The 18,110-nt window shown below is 39.9% G+C and carries 18 protein-coding genes and 1 tRNA gene; 13 read left to right on the top strand and 6 right to left on the bottom strand.

The genetic code is table 11. The annotated features are described in order from the left end of the window. Positions 1-17 precede the first annotated feature (17 nt). Positions 18-88 (bottom strand) — tRNA-Cys (locus ABXG83_RS02090). Positions 89-182: 94 nt separating this feature from the next. Between ABXG83_RS02090 and ABXG83_RS02085 the strand changes: the two genes are divergently transcribed. Genes ABXG83_RS02085 through ABXG83_RS02070 form a run of 4 tightly spaced genes read left to right on the top strand, consistent with a single transcriptional unit; the run spans position 183 to position 3,296 of the window. After that, the gene (locus tag ABXG83_RS02085; protein ID WP_353549843.1) at positions 183-1,055 is read left to right on the top strand and encodes a nucleoside phosphorylase; all 873 of its coding nucleotides are present in this window, start codon (positions 183-185) and stop codon (positions 1,053-1,055) included. Continuing rightward, positions 1,052-1,840, top strand: coding sequence for a diaminopimelate epimerase (dapF, locus tag ABXG83_RS02080; RefSeq protein WP_353549842.1), 789 nt, complete (start codon positions 1,052-1,054; stop codon positions 1,838-1,840). Before ABXG83_RS02085 ends, dapF begins: the two co-directional genes overlap by 4 nt. 57 nt (positions 1,841-1,897) lie before the next feature. Further along, positions 1,898-2,839 (top strand): magnesium transporter CorA family protein, encoded by a 942-nt coding sequence (locus ABXG83_RS02075; protein ID WP_178889500.1) that lies wholly within the window; start codon positions 1,898-1,900, stop codon positions 2,837-2,839. 1 nt (position 2,840) lies between these two features. Continuing rightward, positions 2,841-3,296: an NUDIX domain-containing protein gene (locus ABXG83_RS02070; RefSeq protein ID WP_353549841.1), complete on the top strand. Its 456-nt coding sequence runs from the start codon at positions 2,841-2,843 to the stop codon at positions 3,294-3,296. Positions 3,297-3,388: 92 nt separating this feature from the next. Here the strand turns inward: ABXG83_RS02070 and ABXG83_RS02065 are convergent, their stop codons facing one another. Together ABXG83_RS02065 and ABXG83_RS02060 are read right to left on the bottom strand one after the other, a co-directional pair. After that, entirely contained in the window at positions 3,389-4,171 is a 783-nt protein-coding gene (locus tag ABXG83_RS02065; protein WP_353549840.1) for a queuosine precursor transporter, read from the bottom strand. Between the two features lie 5 nt (positions 4,172-4,176). Further along, positions 4,177-4,464: a hypothetical protein gene (locus ABXG83_RS02060; RefSeq protein ID WP_353549839.1), complete on the bottom strand. Its 288-nt coding sequence runs from the start codon at positions 4,462-4,464 to the stop codon at positions 4,177-4,179. Positions 4,465-4,593: 129 nt separating this feature from the next. Here ABXG83_RS02060 and ABXG83_RS02055 point away from each other — a divergent pair, with 129 nt between their 5' ends. From ABXG83_RS02055 to ABXG83_RS02030, 6 genes are all read left to right on the top strand, one after another. Continuing rightward, positions 4,594-7,071, top strand: coding sequence for a YfhO family protein (locus ABXG83_RS02055; RefSeq protein WP_353549838.1), 2,478 nt, complete (start codon positions 4,594-4,596; stop codon positions 7,069-7,071). Then, positions 7,071-8,195: a glycosyltransferase gene (locus tag ABXG83_RS02050; protein ID WP_353549837.1), complete on the top strand. Its 1,125-nt coding sequence runs from the start codon at positions 7,071-7,073 to the stop codon at positions 8,193-8,195. The genes ABXG83_RS02055 and ABXG83_RS02050 overlap by 1 nt, the downstream gene beginning before the upstream one ends. Further along, positions 8,192-9,112, top strand: a complete 921-nt coding sequence (locus ABXG83_RS02045) for a glycosyltransferase (RefSeq protein WP_353549836.1) — start codon at positions 8,192-8,194, stop codon at positions 9,110-9,112. The genes ABXG83_RS02050 and ABXG83_RS02045 overlap by 4 nt, the downstream gene beginning before the upstream one ends. 73 nt (positions 9,113-9,185) lie before the next feature. Then, complete coding sequence (locus ABXG83_RS02040; RefSeq protein WP_353549835.1) at positions 9,186-9,776, top strand: methyltransferase domain-containing protein; 591 nt, start codon at positions 9,186-9,188, stop codon at positions 9,774-9,776. Between the two features lie 8 nt (positions 9,777-9,784). Continuing rightward, positions 9,785-10,678 (top strand): hypothetical protein, encoded by an 894-nt coding sequence (locus ABXG83_RS02035; RefSeq protein WP_353549834.1) that lies wholly within the window; start codon positions 9,785-9,787, stop codon positions 10,676-10,678. A gap of 39 nt (positions 10,679-10,717) precedes the next feature. After that, a complete protein-coding gene (locus ABXG83_RS02030) occupies positions 10,718-11,626 on the top strand; it encodes an FkbM family methyltransferase (protein WP_353549833.1) in 909 nt (302 codons plus the stop codon). Here ABXG83_RS02030 and ABXG83_RS02025 read toward each other — a convergent pair. After that, a complete protein-coding gene (locus ABXG83_RS02025; RefSeq protein WP_353549832.1) occupies positions 11,623-12,483 on the bottom strand; it encodes a hypothetical protein in 861 nt (286 codons plus the stop codon). The genes ABXG83_RS02030 and ABXG83_RS02025 overlap by 4 nt on opposite strands. Positions 12,484-12,623: 140 nt before the next feature. Here ABXG83_RS02025 and ABXG83_RS02020 point away from each other — a divergent pair, with 140 nt between their 5' ends. Continuing rightward, the gene (locus ABXG83_RS02020) at positions 12,624-13,763 is read left to right on the top strand and encodes a glycosyltransferase family 9 protein (protein WP_353549831.1); all 1,140 of its coding nucleotides are present in this window, start codon (positions 12,624-12,626) and stop codon (positions 13,761-13,763) included. Positions 13,764-13,767: 4 nt separating this feature from the next. Here the strand turns inward: ABXG83_RS02020 and ABXG83_RS02015 are convergent, their stop codons facing one another. Beyond that, a complete protein-coding gene (locus ABXG83_RS02015; RefSeq protein WP_353549830.1) occupies positions 13,768-14,550 on the bottom strand; it encodes a glycosyltransferase in 783 nt (260 codons plus the stop codon). 10 nt (positions 14,551-14,560) lie between these two features. Beyond that, positions 14,561-15,316, bottom strand: coding sequence for a menaquinone biosynthesis protein (locus ABXG83_RS02010; protein ID WP_353549829.1), 756 nt, complete (start codon positions 15,314-15,316; stop codon positions 14,561-14,563). A 59-nt stretch (positions 15,317-15,375) separates the two neighbouring features. Between ABXG83_RS02010 and purB the strand changes: the two genes are divergently transcribed. Together purB and ABXG83_RS02000 are read left to right on the top strand one after the other, a co-directional pair. Beyond that, positions 15,376-16,722, top strand: a complete 1,347-nt coding sequence (purB, locus tag ABXG83_RS02005; protein WP_353549828.1) for an adenylosuccinate lyase — start codon at positions 15,376-15,378, stop codon at positions 16,720-16,722. Between the two features lie 112 nt (positions 16,723-16,834). Then, on the top strand, positions 16,835-18,109 hold the full coding sequence (locus ABXG83_RS02000; RefSeq protein WP_353549827.1) for a TlpA family protein disulfide reductase: 1,275 nt from the start codon (positions 16,835-16,837) through the stop codon (positions 18,107-18,109). The last annotated feature ends 1 nt before the right edge of the window (position 18,110 follow it).

The raw sequence follows: 18,110 nt of genomic DNA, 5'->3' as shown, positions 1-18,110 counted from the left end.
CACCTGATCCCTTCCAGAGGTCCCGAGCGGATTCGAACCGCTGTAGAAGCTTTTGCAGAGCTCTGCCTAGCCACTCGGCCACAGGACCTTTTCCGTAGCAGGGTGCGAAAATAAAGCAATCGAAGGAATTTCAAAATTCTAAATGCGAAAACCCGAAATTTGTCGGCGATAACCCATTCAGTATGAACCGTATTGCAGAAAGTGAATTTATCCTTAATCAACGTGGTGCCGTATACCACCTGAATCTGAGACCCGAAGAACTCGCTCCAACCATCATAACCGTGGGCGACCCCGATCGTGTTGGTGAAGTGAGTAAACATTTCGATCAGGTCGAAGGTAAATTCCAGCACCGCGAATTTGTAACACATACAGGTCGCATCGGTCAAAAAAGAATAAGTGTGGTATCTACAGGAATCGGTACCGATAATATCGACATCGTCTTAAATGAATTGGACGCATTGGTCAATATTGATTTTGATACTAGAACCGTGAAGTCTACCCATACTCCCCTCACCATTGTTAGAGTTGGCACATCCGGATCTCTTCAAGCCGATATTCCTGCAGATAGTTTTGTGGCCAGTACCCATGGATTAGGCATCGATAACCTGCTGAATTTTTATCAACAAAAAAACAATCCGGAAGAAAGTGAAATTGTTGGTGCTTTTATCAATCACACCAAATTGGGTAACAATATCGCTTCTCCTTATATAGCATCTGCTGGTCCTTCTGTATTAAAGCATTTTGTTGAAGGATTTCATCACGGCATTACAGTTACATGTCCCGGATTTTATGGTCCGCAAGGAAGAGTACTTCGACTTGGCCTATTTAATACAGACTGGGTTGATCAGCTCACCAGCTTTCAATATGGCAATCATCGCATTACCAACTTCGAAATGGAAACAAGTGGTATTTATGGTTTGGGAAAATTATTAGGACATCATTGTTTGAGCTTAAGCGCGATCGTGGCTAATCGTGTCAATAAACAATTCAGCAAAGATGGAGCTGCCGCTGTTGAAAAACTAATCATTAAAACTTTGGAAATATTATCTGCATGATCACTGGTATGACACTCACATTTTATAAATATCAAGGTACCGGAAATGATTTTGTGATCATGGATAATCGCAATGGTCATATCCATTTATCCACTGCACAAATCCATCATTTATGTGACAGAAGATTTGGCATTGGTGCTGATGGACTCATGCTACTCAATACTTTATCTGGGTATGATTTTGAAATGAAATACTACAACGCAGATGGTAATGAAAGCAGCATGTGTGGCAATGGTGGCAGGTGTTTGACGAAATTTGCTTATGACATGGGAATTCATAAAACCACTTATCGTTTTCTTGCGTCAGATGGAGAACATGAAGCTGAACTGGATGAAAAAAATTGGATCCGCCTAAAAATGAAAGATGTTGATACCATCACTCAACATAATGGAGATGCTATACTGGATACAGGTTCACCACACTATATCAAAACGGTTCAGGATATCATGAAACTGGATGTATTCAATGAAGGGAGAAGTATCCGCAACAGTAAAGACTTCGCAGAAAAAGGTATCAATGTAAACTTTGTGGAACAGGAATCTAAAAATATTGTGGTAAGAACATATGAGAGAGGTGTGGAAGATGAAACATTCAGTTGTGGAACCGGTGTAACCGCCGCCGCGCTTGTGTTTGCACATAATGACAAAGGCTTCAACCGTGTAGACATCAAAACAAAAGGTGGAAAACTCGCTGTTGAATTCGACAAGATCAATGACCAACAGTTCAGAAATATTTGGCTTTGCGGACCTGCAGATTTTGTATTTAAAGGAGAAATAACAATTTGACCCTGTCAGATATCTGATCTTTAATACATCTGATATCTGACATCTAACAATCGCCCTATGATTCAGTACTTCAAAAATATAAACGGACAAACAGTTGAGATCGATAAAGGTGATAGAGATGTTTGGGTAAATCTTGTCCCCCCTTTTAAAGAAGAAGAATTCATTGAACTTTCGGAAGGTCTGGATATTCCGATTGAATTCCTGCGCGACTCATTGGATATTGACGAACGTCCGCGCTATGAAATAGAAGACAATGTCAGATTTGTTGTTATTAAAACCCCCACAGAAAATAACTCTTTCAACGACAGTGATGCTTTTTATATCACAATACCGATTTGCATTATCCTCACGCATACGCAAATTGTAACTGTAAACTCTTTTGATAACGGAGCTATCAAGAAATTCCTGAACTCTTTTCAGAAAAGACATCCGGATAAAAAGAACATGATGATTTTAAAGGTCTTTGAAAAAGTAGTACAGAATTTCATGGAATTCCTGAAGGAGATCAATCATCGAAGAAATCAGTATGAAACCAGTTTATATGAAAGCAATAGTAATGTAGACCTTTTGAATCTGATGCGTATACAAAAAAGTCTGGTCTATTTCGTGACAGCCTTACGCAGTAATGAAATGCTGATGATGAAACTGGAACGAACAAATTTCTTAGGACTCAATGAAGAAGAGAGAGAATTTCTGAATGACTTGATCGTTGATACCAGCCAGGCGCTGGAGATGGCGAATATCTATACGAATATCCTCACCAGTACATTGGATGCATTCGCGAGTATCATCAGTAACAACCTGAACAATGTGATGAAACGTCTGACGTCAATTACCATCATTCTTTCTTTACCGGTGATGGTTGCCAGCTTGTATGGCATGAACGTTGACAATATCCCATGGGCACATTCACCGTATGCATTCTATGTCCCGATTGGTTTATCGATTGCAATAGCTGTAGTCATCAGCTGGTACTTCATGAAAAAGAAATGGTTCTGATATGCCTTTATTCAATATTCGTGTGTATGGAATTTTGTTAGACAGTCAACAACGGCTTCTGGTTAGTGATGAATTTATTCGCGGTGCTTATATCACAAAACTTCCAGGCGGCGGATTAGAATTTGGCGAAGGCACAAGAGACTGTTTAAAAAGAGAATTCAAAGAAGAGACCGGATTAGATGTCACGATCGGGGAACATTTTTATACTACTGATTTTTTTCAGATCTCTGCATTCAATCAAAAAGACCAGATCATTTCTATTTATTACAGAGTTCATGCAGAAGAACCCATCCCACTCGAAACCAAAACAAAAGCTTTTGACCTAAGCCCGGAACAAACCAGCAACCCAAATGGTGAAAGTGAAGTCTTCCGATGGGTCCACTGGAATGAACTCAATGCAGATGCTGTTACACTACCAATTGATAAAGTTGTGATCGAGCTGTTGAAGAAAAGATAATCAGGTTATTGGGTATTGAGTACTTGTGTTTAAAATACCATGCAACATAAAACCATACTCACTAATCACTATTGACTACTCACTATTCACACTCACTCCTCCTCCTTTCCCATCGCCGCCAATTTCATTTTACGTGCGGTTTCCGGACCAAGGTATTGATCAATTCTATTTTCGGCGAAATAGATCAATGGTGTTAGAATGATCGCCATGGTGAATTTATAGAGATAGTTCACGAGACAAATTGCCAGCACCAATTTCCAGCTCCATCCATTCCCGATCTTAAAGGCGATGAATAAAACAATAAAACTATCCACCAATTGCGATACCAATGTAGACCCTGTTGCACGCAACCAAACCCATTTTTGTCCGGTTCTTTTTTTGATCTTATGGAATACGGTCACATCTACAATTTGACTCACCAGAAATGCGATCAGACTTCCTGCTATGATCCACATCCCTTGTCCAAATATGCCCCCAAATGCATCCTGCATATTGGCAATACCTTCTGTTTGTTTGGACGTGATCCAGAAATCAGCTGGAGGAATATTCATAGCTGCATAAAACATGATAAACGCATAGGTGATCAAAACCACAGCCGTATAGCTGATCCTTCTCACTGCACGTGGACCATAATACTCATTCACAATATCAGTGATCACAAATTCAAGAGGCCAAAGCAACACACCACAAGTAAGATTAAATGACAATCCGGTTTGTCCGAATAAAGTAAGGTTAACAGGATCAACTCCAAATACTTTCTCCAGTGAAAAGATCTTCCCTCCTATACATTCAGCGATCAATGCATTGGCTACAAAAAAAGCAGCGATACTGATGAATAATTTTGTAGGCTTGTCACGTAAAATATGTGTGATCATAAATATTAATTCAGAAAATAAATGATTTGAATTACCAGGATCAAGAAGTTAAAAGCCGTCAACCATTTAGCCACTGTGATCTGTTTTTTACCAAGCAACAAAAGGATGAACCATAAGTTCACTCCCATATTCAAAACAGGAGACAATACCATTCCCATGGCAATGGCGGTATCTGCCAGAAAGCCTAGTTTTTCGGCCTGCTCTACGACCACAAATAGATTCACCAATAAACAAATCAGAAAAAAGATATTACAGATAAATGCGAATCTGGAAAAGAAAGAAAATCCTGCCATAACTGTTTCGTTGAAATTCGGGTATCAGATTTTACACAAAATACTATCAAACTGTTTGTAAATGGCTGCCTTCGCACGAAAAAATCAAACATTTTTCCTGTAGGTTTGCTGATAGCTCAAAAAAGTATCATGAAGCAGTTTCAATGGAAATCTTTGTTACCGCATGTAATAGCGGCGGGTATTTTTCTTCTGGTAGCCATTATCTTTTGCAAACCTGCACTAGAAGGCAAAGTCATCGACCAATCAGACGTATCTCATTGGAAAGGTATGGCCCAAGATCTGTTCAAGTACAAAGAGACCCACGGGCACTATCCGCTTTGGAATAATAATCTTTTTGGTGGTATGCCGGCTTACCAGATCGCAATGGAAGCTGCCAATCCCATCACCCCTATTTACTTTCACCAATTGTTCATGCTCTTTATGGGCAAACCAATTGGCTTCTTTTTCCTGCTGTGTATCAGCTTTTATTTTTTGTCACAGGTCATAGGTGCAAAACCATGGATCGGTATCCTTGGCGGTATCGCGTATGCTTATGCCACATACGATCCCGTGATCATTGCGGTTGGACATGATACCAAAATGCAAGCCATGGGATACATGCCTGCATTGTTGGGTGCTCTTTGGTTGATATATAAAAAAGAATATTGGTGGGGTGCTGCATTAACGGCCCTCTTCAGTTTTCTATTGATCGCTATGAACCACTTACAAGTAACCTATTACTTTTTATTTGTAGGAGGAGGTATGACCATCGGATTCATCATTCAATGGATCAAACAGAAAGATTATAAACATTTAGGTATTTCATTGGCACTGGCATTATCAATGGGCGCTTTGGGTGTGGGTCCTAATATTGTTACACTTGCTACCACCAGCGATTATGCGAAAGCTACGATGCGTGGAGGTTCTGTAAAATTGGACTCTACCGGACAAGCAAAGAAGAGTAAAGGACTGGATATTGATTATGCTTTTTATTATGGCAGTTATGGCATTGCTGAGACTTATACGTTTTTAGTACCCGGAATTTATGGCGGTAGTACCAATGGTGAACTTGACAAAAATTCCAACCTTGCTAAAAAAGCCATAGAAAAAGGAATTCCGGAAGATCAGGCCGCTCAGTTTGCCGGTTCTATGCCAACCTATTGGGGACCTCAACCCATGACATCAGGACCTGTTTACCTGGGTGCGATCATTTGCTTTTTATTTATCCTAGGATTGGTATACCTAAAAACATGGCACCGCTGGTGGATACTCGCGGTATGTATAATTGCTGTTATCATGAGTTGGGGTAGTAATTTCATGGCATTGAATAGTTTCTTATTCAATAATCTTCCTCTCTATAATAAATTCCGTGCCCCCAGCATTATTCTGATTCTTCCACAATTACTATTCCCTTTACTGGCCATCATGGCATTGCAGCAATTTCTGTTTGAAGAGAAAAACAAAGCAACTGCTTTGGCTGCTCTTAAAAAATCAGTGTATGTAACAGGAGGACTTTTACTGGGCGCTGTTTTGCTCTATTTGACTTTTGATTATATAGGTAAAGACGATCAGATCAAAAATTATCTGACCCAATCACTCGGTGGCAATCAAGAGGAAGCGAATGCTTTTTATAATGCACTAAAAGAAGACAGACGATCGCTTTTCGGATCAGACCTTATCAGATCCATTTTATTCATTGCTGCTGCAGCCGGATTGTTATGGCTCGCTATAAAAGACAAACTCAAAACAGCGTATGTATTGATCGCTATCGTAGCACTGAGCTCAATCGATCTATTTACAATTGGAAAAAGATACCTGAGTGATAGAAATTTCCAAGATGCAGAAGTGGTGAATGAAAATCAGTTTGCGCCCACTCCTATTGATCAGGAAATATTGAAAGATACTACTCGTCCACGTGTGCTCAACTTGACCGTTGATCCATACACAGATGCATTTACTGCTTATCATCACCGTTCTGTTGGTGGCTATCATCCGGCTAAACTTAGCATATACAATGACCTGATCAGTTTTCAGCTCAATAAACAGCCAATGAATATGTCTGTGCTCAATATGCTGAACACTAAATATTTTATCGTACCCAATCAACAAACAGGACAACCCGGATTACAGGTAAATCCGCAAGCATTGGGACATGCATGGTTTGTGAAAGGAATCCGTTATGAAAATGACGCAGCTGCCGTGATGAAAGCCATGAATCAATTTTCACCTGCAGACACTGCAATTGTAGAAAACAGTGCCAAAAAAGATATTCCATTTGAACCGGTTGCTGACTCAACAGCAAGTATCGTTCAAGTATTGAATGATAACGATCTTGTACGATATCGCTCAAACAGCAGCAGTAATCAGTTTGCAGTATTCAGCGAAATATTTTATGATCGTGGCTGGACAGCTACCATCGACGGAAAAGAAGCACCGATCGTGAAAGTCAATTATGCTTTACGCGGATTGGCTATTCCTGCGGGTAATCATGAAATTGTGTTTGAATTCAAACCTGCTTCGTATTACAACAGTGCAAAAATTGCGGTCATAACATCTGCGCCGATCTGGATACTACTGATCCTTGCCAGTTTCTTTTCCTTTAGAAGAAAAAGAGAAGAAAAAGCCTGATGAATAACCCCGTTGTTTTAGGTATTGTCTCCTATGCTGTATTTCCTGCAAGGATGGGTGGACAAAAATGTGTGCAAGGATTTTATGAGCATTTGGCGAAAGAAACCAAGCTCATATTGGCTGTTGCTAAAAAAAATCAAACAGACACTGTACCCGGTGCTCAGGTAGAGAATTTTCTTTTCGATCACTGGAAAGGACCATTCAACATCTTTTACACCTTTCATTTAACAAAGCTCATCCGCAGGCACAAAGTGAATGTGATCATCATAGAGCATTCTTATTTCGGATGGCTGGGATTATTACTCAGATGGCTTACAGGCGTACCCTTTGTGATTCGCTCACACAATATTGAAGCACATCGCTTCAGGGATATGCAACGCCTGTTTTGGAAAAGCTATCACAACTATGAAAAATTTGTGCACCGAAAGGCAAACCACAATTTTTTTATAACGGAAGAAGATCAGCACTATGCGATCGATAGCTGGCAACTCGATCCGAAAAATTGCACCGTGATCACCTATGGGGTAAAACCTGAATCAGGTTTAGATACCAGTAAACCTGTTTTACGTAGGCGAATTATGGAGTATTTTAAGATCTCTAATAACAGCTTATTGTTTTTATTCAATGGCACACTCAATTATACGCCCAATACAGATGCACTTCATATCATAGTGTATGAATTGCTTCCAAGATTGAGAGAAAAGAAATTATCCTTTAAAATTTTTATCTGTGGAAGCGATCTTTCCGAACAATGGGAGATCGTTTTGAAAGAACAACCAGAGATCATTCATTGTGGATTCGTGGATGATATCAATGTTTTTATGATCGGTACCGATTGCTCCATCAATCCGGTGACACTGGGTGGAGGAATCAAAACAAAACTGGTGGAAGCATTGGCCTGTCACCAAACAGTGATCACAACTGCTACAGGCGTGAAGGGGCTTCTTCCTTCATTGACAGGCGACAAAGTAAAAGTTGTTCCGGATTATGAATGGACCTTATTTGCCAATGCCATGAGTAATTTGAACCCCTATCATCAATCGATGACACCCGATGCTTTTCTTGAACACCACAACTGGGGAAATATAATAGCAAAAGCACTTGTATCTTTGCGCAGTTTATGAAAACGCCCTTACAAATATCAGTGGTCATCTGTACCTATAATAGGGCTGCCTATATCCCCGACGCTTTGAAGAGCTTATCAGTTCAATCACTTCACAAAGAGGCATTTGAAGTGATCATCGTTAATAACAACTCAACAGATGATACAGAAGAGGTCTGTAAAAACTGTATTGAACGGTATGCTGAGACGAATATTATTTATACCGTTGAACACAACCAAGGAGCTTCTTTTGCGAGAAATACAGGCGCTAAGCTTGCTCAATCACCTCTGTTATGCTTTATGGATGATGATGCCATTGCAGAGCCGGATTATCTGTTCCGAATCACTGAATTCTTTCGGCTTCACCCAGATGCAGGTGGATTGGGTGGACGAATCATCCCAAAATATATCCCTGCAGAACCCAAGTGGATGAGTCATTTTGTTTCATCTATGGTAGGCAACTTTGATTATGCACCCTCTGTAAGCGTTTTCAAACCCGGTAAATATCCGCTCGAATCGAATATGATTGTTCCTAAAGTATTGTTTGATGAGATCGGAGGCTTCAACACGGCATTACCCGGTGTTAAAGGAACGCTGAGGATCGGTGGCGAAGGAAAAGAATTTTTTCTAAGACTGCAGTCGCGGAATGCTATCATTTATTATGATCCGCAGATCATCGTTCATCACATTGTTGAAACCGCAAAACTGACACCAGCATATCTGTATCGTGTGGCTAGCGGATATGGCAGAGGCGAAAAGGTAAGGACTTTGCAGATCAGTAAGATGTCCTATTGCCTGAAAATACTCGAGTATCTTTTTAAACTCGGAGCATCGTTGGTATTAGGCTTGGGATATACCTTCAAAGGACAACCTGCTAAATCCTGGCCGGTGATACGATTCAGGATCGATGCATTAAAAGGATTATTGGATTTCAGCTAGCTCAGACCAAAGCCCCGAGCCGGCTAAAATGATTTGTGACCGATAAATTGTGACATTATTTATACATTTAGACATGAGCCTTGCAACCATACTCGAAAGAAAAATAAAAGGAACCCTTAGTCGTTGGTTCGGAATACAATTCATCTCCCCTTCTGAAACATCCAAAGTAAGACATTGGGTACTTCCTTATTGCAACGGTAAAGGCTGTGATATTGGATTTGGAGGCGATAAGATCATGAAGACAAATTGTGATGGAATTGATTTCCCACAACCTTATACGCATACAGGAAAAGATAAAGTAGATATTGGTGTAGATGTTATCAATAATGAGATACCGGTTCCGGATAATACTTATGATTATGTATACACCAGTCATCTGATCGAGGATTTTACCGATACGGGTGACGCATTGAGAAAATTTATCCGCATTCTGAAATCTGGAGGTAATCTCATTTTGGTGTTCCCTGATCAGCCTAAATATGAAGTCTACTGTAAAGAAATGGGGATACCGATGAACCCTTATCATATCCACGCAAATATGGGCTATGATCTGATGCTGGAAAGAATGAATGAAATTTCCGGGATCAGTTATGAGATCCTTTTCAGCAGTAATTGCGAGATCGATTATAATGTTGTGATCGTTTTGAAAGTGACCAAACTTTAATAGAACTGATGTCATTCTTAAAGAAAATATGGACAGACTGGAAGCTCAGTTTTAACCATCGCCAAAAAGAAAAGAGCTTTAGAAATGGATTGGCAGCAGTTCCACAGGTATTGCATCCGTTGATCCCTATAACAGGTGATACGGTTCACTTTAAACATACGGGACATGCAGGTGATGTGATCTATTCTATACCTGCCATGAAAGCGCTTGCCGGGAATAAAAAGATCCGTTTATTCTTTGAACTGCATCAACCCAATCGTGATTTTACCAAACAAATGCGTCATCCGAATGGCAATGTAATGTTGACAGAAAAGAGCGTTGAATTATTTGCTCCGCTGATGCAACAACAACCGGAGATCGTTCATTTTGCAGCCTGGAATGGCGAGCCCATACATTATGATCTCACTGCATTTAGATCCTTTCCATTTGATTACAGGATGTATAGCATAACCAGATGGTATTTCCTGACATTCGCTGTAACAGCAGATCTTGGGAAACCCTGGTTGCATGTGACTCCTGATACTCGTTTCTCAGATAAAATAGTGATCGCCAGAAGCAGCCGGTACCACTCACCGGATATCTCTTATTCATTTCTTTCAAAGTATACCAATCTCTTTTTCGTAGGGGTTCAGGAAGAATATGAAACGATGAAAAAAGAAATTCCGCAACTGCAATATCAGCAGGTATCAGATTTTGCCGAGCTTGCTTCGATCATTGCAGGATGTAAATTATTCATCGGTAATCAATCTTTCCCTTTTGCTCTGGCAGAAGCCGTGAAAGCACCCAGAATTCTGGAAGTGTATCATCAATGTCCGAACGTGGTACCCGAAGGTTCAAATGCCTATGATTTCTGTTACCAACCCCAATTTGAAAAGATTGTATCAGATCTCCTTAACAGATAGTAATATTGCCGGAGGCAAAGTCATTATAAAGTACCAGCTATGCGTAAACTGATCAGATCGATATTGAATGTTTTCGGATACGATGTTATCAAAGTAAATGTCCACAGCGAGAAGAAAAAGAAAAAGATCAAAAAGGTTCTCGTAGGTAATTATATTTTGGAAATGCCCGGCAACAACCCTCAGATCAGTACTTATAAATATGATCCGGGAGCCAACAGACAATTGGGGCGATTATCCGCCTGTATTGCCAATAAATATCCCTCTCTCTCTGTATTAGACATAGGTGCCAATGTGGGTGATACGATAGCCATTATTAAATCTGCCATTGAACTTCCTGTGATTGGTATTGAAGGCGATGATTTTGCTTTTGAGTTCCTGAAGAAAAATACCATGTCACTCAAAAATGTCACCCTGATCAAAACATTTTTAGGTGAAAAAATCGAAAGTAAGCGTGTTGCAATGGAGAAAACAGGTTGGAACACCACACTGATCCCTAATGAAGACCAGGGAGAGGTTGTACATTTTAAAACTCTGGATGAAGTTTTAGGCGAAGAACACCTGTTGAACCGTACCCTGAAATTATTGAAGATCGACTGTGAAGGATTTGATACCATCATTATCAGAGGTTCTGCAAAATTGATCCGGGAAAAAAGACCTGTGATCTATTTTGAATACAATACCACCAACATGCAGGCCATTGGAGAAGAAGGATTATCTACTTTATTGACATTGGGTGAAGTGGGATACAAAAATGTGATCCTGTTTGATAATAAAGGCCGCTATCTCCTAACTGTTCCTATTGACCAAGTGAATATATTGGAAGACCTTCATCGTTATGCAAAAGAGGGCGATAGCTGTATTGCCTACTATGATGTTTGTTTGTTCCATGAAGACGATAAAGATTTGGCTAATCAGTTTATCGAATCAGAAAATCAACTGCGTTCTTAGAGACTTAATTTTCTTGGATGTCCGGTCTTGTGGTATAGATTGTAACGAGGAGGTTCATAAAAATTGGCTGCTGTGAAAGGCCCAACAAAATGATCACCGATCACATCTTCTCGCACAAAATAGGCATTTACGCCTGCGAAACAGCATGCAACAAGTTTATATCCTTTTTCATTCGCCAGCTTACAGAATGATTCCAAACTTGCACCGGTATTGCCTGAACCGTCCCACATAGCACTTGCATCATAATCAATCACAAATTCACAACCGGGTCTGAAAATGGCGTTGTATTCAACGATCACCACCCGGGGTCTGTACTTATGGATCGCTTTCCAAACATGATAATCGTTCCTATCAATATCGATCGATAAAAGATCCGGTTCTGTTGGCACACCTGCTTTATCGAAAAGTGTTTCAATGTTTTCCGCTGTAATGAATGCTTGTATGGCTTTCAGATCGCCACGTGCTATGGCTTTAGGACAATTATCATGGATAGCTGCAATATGTGAAGCACTGCCATCCATCCATAATCCTTTCCATCCCTTATAGAGTAAATAAGTTGTATTGGTTTCAGTCCCGTCTTCTACACCAAATTCAATGAAATATTGATTGGTAGTGCCAATACGTCGAAATATCTCTTCGATTATACCATCATCACCCATCTGAGAGAATGCCTGAAACTCAAAACGATTCAATTTGTCCGGTTGCTGGTAACGGGGATTACGATAGAGGTTCTCTTCAAGAAACTGCTCGATTTGGATACTGTGCATCCTTGCTTGACGGGCATCTAGCTGCTCCAGATTCAATGTTCTGCGAAGTTTGGTGTACAAACGATTCTTGAGATCCCCTAAGAAGCCCATATAACACTATTTTATTGCGGTAAAAATAGGTAAATGCAACTGCTTAATCTGTGAATCTGTGGCAAAAAATTGCTTGGAGTGAGTCTATATCAAATCATCCTTTCAAAGTGTACATTTGTAAGAATCATTCAACTCATTCATTGAACCGTATTAAAGGAATCATATACGACATTATCGGACTTCTCGCCAGGATTGGCTTTCGGCAGAAGTCTGCGCAAAAGAAACTACTTATTATACGGGTAGACGAGATCGGCGATTATATGCTATGGCGTAATTTTTTGAATGAGATCACAGCTGCCGGATTGTATCGTGATCATGAAATCCATTTTTGTGGCAACAAAAGCTGGAAGCAGTTATTTGAAAGATTTGATGCTGACACGGTCCAAAAATCATTCTGGATCGATAAAACAAAATTCAAAAAAGAATTAGGCTACAGATTTCGTTTTCTGAGGATGATCTATCGACAGGGGTATGATACTGTCATCAATCCGACCTTTTCAAGGGATAAAAGATATGATGACAGTATTGTAAAAGCTGCTGCTGCAAAGCAACGTATCGGAATGGTGGCTAATACGGAAAGTATACGATCGTATGAAAAGGGATATGACAAACATTTATATACTCGTCTTTTTGACTATCCGGAAAGACCGGTATTTGAGTTTTTTAGAAACAAACTGTTTACTTCATTCGTAACAGGTATCCCTTCAGCAGTAGAAGATACCCGTATACCACCAGCGTTACTCGAAACATTTGAAGGATTACCACAAAAATATGTGGTCGTTTTCCCCGGCTCAAGAAGTGCAAGTCGGATATGGCCAACAGCCAATTTTATAGCTGTGGCATCACATCTTTTCAAAACGCAAGGATTTACGATGGTGATTTGCGGTGCAGCCGGCGATAAAAAATATACCGATGCTTTTTGTGAGGCCTACACATATCCATTTGTGGATCTGACAGGCAAAACCTCATTGACAGCAATGTTGTCGGTATTACATCAGGCATCTTTATTACTCTCTGTGGACACCGGATCTGTGCATCTGGCAGCGGCTGTGGGATGTCCTGTAATTGGGATCTTCAATGGGTCGCAGTATAAAAGATTCGCTCCTTATCCGTCAACAATGGCTGCGCATTTCTACCCCTGTTATCCTGATGCAATAGAAAAAGATTTAGCAGATGAGCATCTTGTTAAAAGTAAGTATGAGTTCGTGATAGCAGAACCTTATGCAAACGTTCCAGTGTCAAAAGTGATCAAAGCGGCAGATCTTTTTTTCGGAAGATGAGGTTCTACCAATTCTCTAATCCAAGTTTCTTTTTTAAGCGGAATAACCATAGCCCAAAATTGCTTTGCAGCAACTGATGCAATAATCTCAAACGCCATTGCCAAACTGTCAACTTCAGCGATGGACCAAAATGTTTGGTATATACTTTTTTATTCTCCTCCAATGATTTTATATACTGCGAGGAGCTGATCCCCGTATCATCGAAGATAGCAATGGTCTTAGGTAAATACAGATAAGGTTCATGTGCCAGTCGGCACATCATATCATAGTCCATTGCGATCTTATAATCACCGCTGTATCCACCTGTACGATGATATACTTCTTTTTTGACAAACCAAGTAGGATGCGATACACTGCGCATACCACGATATAGTTTGTCTTTTTCAAAAGGCTTCCCTACAATTACTTTCTCTCCTCCCCTTGTCAGTTGTATGTTTCCGCTGATCCATTGAACAGATAAATGTTTCTGGAAGAATGCATGAACCACTTCTACAACATCATTTGCTGCATAAGTATCACCTGAATTAAGCAAATGAGTGATGGGACACGTTGCTTTATCGATCCCTTTATTGAAGGCATCCGCAATTCCTTTGTCTCGTTCGTTGATCCATTTCCTGTAGACAGGTTGAGGTGTCTGCTCCAGCCATTGAGCGATATCTTCTGTTGTAGAACCATTGATGATCCAATGCTCTTCCGGTGGACGAGTTTGGGCATCTACTGACTGGCAGGTCTTTTGCAGATCTGACAGGTTATTGAAACAGATGGTAATGACAGAGATCTCGTTCATATAAGATCACTTAAGATAGTGCTGGAAGTTCAGCTAATTTTTGCAGAAATAATTCCAATCCGGCTCTTTTTTGTGCGTCTAACTGATAACTGATATTGGTAGCATAATATTTCTTAAGGTCATAATGGGGAAATTCAATATCCTTTACTACCTCATCTAAGTGCGACACACCATACGCGTTTGCACGATTGAATGCGTCAATAAAATCCTCATCCAACACCTTATTAGAGACCCAGGCTGCAAATACAAAAGGTAATCCCGTATGCTGCTGCCATGCCAAACTCAGGTCGTAATAATATTTTGAATGTTGATGTTGGGCCAATGCACGATCTCCAATAACAACAGCAGCGGTAGTTCCCTGAATGCGATGCTGGTAATCTGCAGTTGCTTTCTCAATTTTGACCTCTTTTTTCCAATACGCCTGTAACAGGATGCGGGCGAGATTTACGGATGTTCTGCTCTGGTAATCTAGGATGAGTATTTCGATCTCCTCCATAGGCACTTGACTAAAAATGCCAACAGATGCAACTTCCCCAACAGCACCAATACAATAATCGGTAATAATATGCGCTTCTTGTAAACGAGGAATAATGGCTACCGGAACCAATCCAACATCGATCTGATCATTCAGCAGCATAGCTGCAATATTCGCCGGAAAATCTTCGGTAACCGCTACTTTGTCCATTAACCCCGATCTACGCACGCCCAACATAAGTGGACGGGTATTTAAATAACTAACGGCTCCAATCCTTATTCTCTTGTCCAATTCAGCTAAATTTGCATGCAAAGAAAACCAATAATCAATAAATAACCTCAATTTCCCCAATGGAACTCAACCACCTTACCGCTGTTACCCCTATTGATGGCCGTTATCGTAAACAAGTACAGCACCTAGACAATTATTTTTCTGAATTCGGGCTGATCAAATACAGGGTTTTGGTGGAGATCGAATATTTCTTCTTTCTGGCAGATAAACGCTTTTTTAAGCTGCCTGCCAAAGCTAAAGCGCACCTGAAAAAAGTAGCCGATCAGTTCAGCTTTGATGATGCACAACAGATCAAGCAAATTGAAGCAGTTACCAATCATGATGTGAAAGCTGTTGAATATTTTCTCAAAGAGCAATTAGATAAAGCCGGTATTTCTCATCTGAAAGAATGGATTCATTTTGGATTGACTTCACAAGATATCAATAATACTTCTATTCCCCTGAGCTGGAAACATGCCATGGAACATGAATATTTACCTGCACTGGTGAATCTTCAAAATCATTTGTACCAACTGGCGGTAAAATGGAAAGAGGTACCGATGTTGGCTCGTACGCATGGTCAGCCGGCTTCTCCAACTCGTTTAGGGAAAGAGATCATGGTGTTTGTGGAGCGTATCAATCATCAGATTGAAATGTTTGCAAGCATCCCGTATGCTGCCAAATTTGGTGGTGCAACCGGTAATTTTAATGCACACCATATTGCATTTCCCAAAAAGAATTGGGTAGCACTGGGTAATGAGTTTGTTGAAAATACACTAGGCCTACAAAGAATGCAATTCACTACTCAAATCGAACATTATGATTGCTTGGCCGCTCATTTTGATGCCATCAAACGCATCAATAATATCTTGATCGATCTGTGCCGTGATATCTGGACTTATATCAGCATGGATTATTTTAAGCAACAGACAAAGAAAGGTGAAGTAGGTTCTTCTGCCATGCCACATAAAGTGAACCCTATTGACTTTGAAAATGCAGAAGGCAATTTAGGTATGGCCAATGCATTGTTAGAACACCTTTCAGCAAAATTGCCCATCAGTCGTTTACAAAGGGACCTTACCGATTCCACTGTACTAAGAAATATTGGATCTCCGGTAGCGCATGTAGCCATTGCATTTAAATCGATCGAAAAAGGATTGGGTAAGTTATTACTGAATGAACCCAAGATCAAAGAAGATCTGGAAAATAATTGGGCAGTTGTTGCAGAAGCCATTCAAACCATTCTCAGACGAGAAAACTATCCTAACCCTTATGAAGCATTAAAAGACCTGACACGTGGCAATCATAAAATCGATAAAAAAGCAATACACCAATTCATACAATCATTAAAAGTGAGTGCTGCTGTGAAAAAAGAATTGAAATCAATAACCCCTGCGAATTATACAGGTGTTCATCCTTCATTCTAATACATACATTGAAACCCCAGAGTCTGCTTTTGATGCTTAGGAAATAAGCTTTTATAGACTATTAACATTCGTTAACAGTGCAACTGTCTTCATTTGATTAAAAATTAATCAAATGAAGACAGTTTTTTTTATTTTATTACTCTTGTTATCAATCGCAGGCAGTACACAACAAGCCATCAGACTAGGCAGCAATAGTGAGTCAACCCCCATTCAACAAGGAATTTCCAATAAAATGTCGGTTCCTTTTTTTCGGTTTGAAGGATTGATGAATGCTCCTCACCCTGTAGCTTCAATGAACGATTTGAAAAATAAAATTGTGATTCTTGAGTTCTGGGCAACTTGGTGTGGGGCATGCATTCCTGCAATGAGCCATTTGGACGCTCTTCAGAAAAAATATCCTGATCAACTACAAGTAATTGCAGTAAGTGATGAAGCACCGGAAAGACTAGAGCGTTTTATAAAAAATAAGCCAAGCAACTTATGGTTTCTTTCTGATCCCAATCAGAGTTTCCAGACCTATTTCCCGCATTATTCAATTCCACATTCAGTACTGATCGATCAAAAAGGAAAATTGGTAGCCAATACCTCTCCTTCCGAAATAACAGAGAATATTATAGAGCAATTATTAAAGGAACAAACAGTTACTGTTAAAGAAAAAAAAGACGCATATAGTTCATTTGACTTTCTGAAAGATTATTTTCCGAAGCCTGAAGGGTTCAACGATTTTAGTTTTGACATCCAACCTAAGATACCCGGCGGATTTCCTATCACCAAACGTTACACTCCTACCAATCCCTGGTATGGACGTAGATTAACAATGATCAATAATTCGTTAGACCTTATTTATCGAAACGTATACAACAAAGCCATACCAAGAATGATTTATGAGGGTGTTGATAAGGATATGTTTGCGATCAATACCAGCGAGCAATTTTGCTTAGATGTGATCGTACCGAAAGGAAAGGAAAACGAAATGAGCCATTATATTCAGGAACAACTAAAGAAACTGAACCTACCATATCTGGCAAGAGTAGAAAAAAGACAAGTAGAATGTTTGGTTTTCACAACTACAGATTCCTCATTAATGGAACCTTTTAGAAGTAAAACACAAGGGCAAGCAAATGCAAGTGCTGGTCAACCTAATGTTATCCGCGCAACTACATACCACAAAAAAAATGTACCCATTGATGATTTACTAAATCACTTCGAACAATTTGGCATCATCAAAATGCCGGTTGTCAACGAAACGATGATCAAAGGAGAATTTGATCTTGATTTCGAATTTGATGCTGAAGATGCCAATAGTTTTAAACAAGCCATTGCTAAATTGGGATTAAAGGCCGAGAAAAAAATGAGAGAAGTAGAAATGCTGATCATTTACAAATAAT

Origin of the sequence: Sediminibacterium sp. KACHI17 (genome assembly GCF_040362915.1) — a bacterium.
In the GTDB taxonomy this organism is placed as follows: Bacteria; Bacteroidota; Bacteroidia; order Chitinophagales; family Chitinophagaceae; genus Sediminibacterium.
Note: the sequence above shows the minus strand (reverse complement) of the source record. Positions and strands in the feature narration are given on the sequence as shown.

What these genes read in the sequence shown, in the direction of transcription:
- ABXG83_RS02085 (WP_353549843.1), top strand. Translation starts at nt 183, where the DNA reads ATGAACCGTATTGCAGAAAGTGAATTTATCCTTAATCAACGTGGTGCC.
- dapF (WP_353549842.1), top strand. Translation starts at nt 1,052, where the DNA reads ATGATCACTGGTATGACACTCACATTTTATAAATATCAAGGTACCGGA.
- ABXG83_RS02075 (WP_178889500.1), top strand. Translation starts at nt 1,898, where the DNA reads ATGATTCAGTACTTCAAAAATATAAACGGACAAACAGTTGAGATCGAT.
- ABXG83_RS02070 (WP_353549841.1), top strand. Translation starts at nt 2,841, where the DNA reads ATGCCTTTATTCAATATTCGTGTGTATGGAATTTTGTTAGACAGTCAA.
- ABXG83_RS02065 (WP_353549840.1), bottom strand. Translation starts at nt 4,171, where the DNA reads ATGATCACACATATTTTACGTGACAAGCCTACAAAATTATTCATCAGT.
- ABXG83_RS02060 (WP_353549839.1), bottom strand. Translation starts at nt 4,464, where the DNA reads ATGGCAGGATTTTCTTTCTTTTCCAGATTCGCATTTATCTGTAATATC.
- ABXG83_RS02055 (WP_353549838.1), top strand. Translation starts at nt 4,594, where the DNA reads ATGAAGCAGTTTCAATGGAAATCTTTGTTACCGCATGTAATAGCGGCG.
- ABXG83_RS02050 (WP_353549837.1), top strand. Translation starts at nt 7,071, where the DNA reads ATGAATAACCCCGTTGTTTTAGGTATTGTCTCCTATGCTGTATTTCCT.
- ABXG83_RS02045 (WP_353549836.1), top strand. Translation starts at nt 8,192, where the DNA reads ATGAAAACGCCCTTACAAATATCAGTGGTCATCTGTACCTATAATAGG.
- ABXG83_RS02040 (WP_353549835.1), top strand. Translation starts at nt 9,186, where the DNA reads ATGAGCCTTGCAACCATACTCGAAAGAAAAATAAAAGGAACCCTTAGT.
- ABXG83_RS02035 (WP_353549834.1), top strand. Translation starts at nt 9,785, where the DNA reads ATGTCATTCTTAAAGAAAATATGGACAGACTGGAAGCTCAGTTTTAAC.
- ABXG83_RS02030 (WP_353549833.1), top strand. Translation starts at nt 10,718, where the DNA reads ATGCGTAAACTGATCAGATCGATATTGAATGTTTTCGGATACGATGTT.
- ABXG83_RS02025 (WP_353549832.1), bottom strand. Translation starts at nt 12,483, where the DNA reads ATGGGCTTCTTAGGGGATCTCAAGAATCGTTTGTACACCAAACTTCGC.
- ABXG83_RS02015 (WP_353549830.1), bottom strand. Translation starts at nt 14,550, where the DNA reads ATGAACGAGATCTCTGTCATTACCATCTGTTTCAATAACCTGTCAGAT.
- purB (WP_353549828.1), top strand. Translation starts at nt 15,376, where the DNA reads ATGGAACTCAACCACCTTACCGCTGTTACCCCTATTGATGGCCGTTAT.
- ABXG83_RS02000 (WP_353549827.1), top strand. Translation starts at nt 16,835, where the DNA reads ATGAAGACAGTTTTTTTTATTTTATTACTCTTGTTATCAATCGCAGGC.